This window comes from Roseovarius sp. MBR-79 (assembly GCF_053628555.1).
Genome location: NZ_JBRJGP010000075.1, coordinates 1 through 1,320, shown reverse-complemented (window position 1 = coordinate 1,320; position 1,320 = coordinate 1). Strand labels below are relative to the sequence as shown.

At 60.8% G+C, this 1,320-nt stretch carries 1 protein-coding gene; it reads left to right on the top strand.

Annotated features, from left to right (window positions below; genetic code table 11):
* Positions 1 to 117: 117 nt before the first annotated feature.
* The coding region (gene istA, locus ACSSV8_RS20195) for an IS21 family transposase (protein ID WP_454283679.1) at positions 118 to 1,320 on the top strand (1,203 nt) is incomplete at its 3' end.

Genomic DNA, 1,320 nt, shown 5'->3' with positions numbered 1-1,320 from the left:
TGTAATCGGCGGAGCAATACTCGGCCACGGTAGCGGCGGCATAGTGTTGTCGCGGGCGGCGTAAAAGTCGGCCACTTTTGTCCTTTCGGATTTCGGGAGGGCTTGGGGATATACACCGTGGACTTGTATTTGAAGGTGCGTCACGCTCATTTCCAGGATGGATTGAGCGGGCGTCAGATTGCCCGGGATTTTGGGATCAGCCGGGACAGTGTTGCGAAGATGTTGGCCTATTCGGAGCCACCGGGATATCGGCGGACAGCGCCGATCAGGCGCCCGAAGCTGGATGCGTTCACCAGCCAGATGGACCAATGGCTTGCTGAAGACAGGGGCCGCCCTCGCAAGCAGCGTCACACCGCAAAGCGTATTTTCGAGCGGTTGCGGGACGAGTGCGGTTTTGATGGCAGCTACACCATCGTTAAGGATTACGTTCGAGACCGGAAGCGGACCGGCAAGGAGATGTTCGTGCCGCTGAGCCATCCGCCCGGTCATGCACAGGCCGATTTTGGTGAAGCGCTTGTCGTGATCGGCGGCGTCGAGCAGAAGGCACACTTCTTTGCCCTCGATCTGCCGCACAGCGACGCGTGCTACATCCGGGCCTATCCTGCGGCCAATACCGAGGCGTGGCTTGACGGCCATGTCCATGCCTTTGCGTTCTTCGGCGCGGTTCCCCAGTCGATTCTTTATGACAATGACCGCTGCCTGGTTGCTCGGATTCTGCCGGATGGCTCCCGGCAAAGAACCCAGCGGTTCAGCGCGATGTTGTCGCATTACGTGATCCGGGACCGCTATGGCCGTCCGGGCAAGGGCAATGACAAAGGGGCCGTGGAGGGGCTGGTCGGCTACGGGCGTCGCAACTTCATGGTGCCGATCCCGTCCTTTCCGGACTGGCACGCGTTCAACGCTCACCTGGAAGAGCAGTGCCGCAAGCGCCAGGGTGATGTTCTGCGTGGCCACAAGGTCAGCATCGGGGAACGGCTGAAGGCCGATCTCGCGGCGATGCGGGATTTGCCCGGCACCCCCTTTGAGGCCTGTGAGTTGCAAAGTGGCCAGGTCACATCGACATCGGTGGTGCGCTATCGCGGCAATGATTACTCGGTGCCGGTTGCCTACGGCCACCGTGCGGTCTGGATCAAGGGCTTCGTGACCCGGGTTGTCATCGGCTGCGGCGCCGAGGTGATCGCCGAGCATTCGCGCTCCTATGACACCGGCGACATGGTGTTTGATCCACTGCATTACCTGGCGCTGATCGAACGCAAGATCATGTCCTTCGATCAGGCCACGCCTCTGCAGGGCTGGGAGTTGCCCGAAGCGTTCAAAACC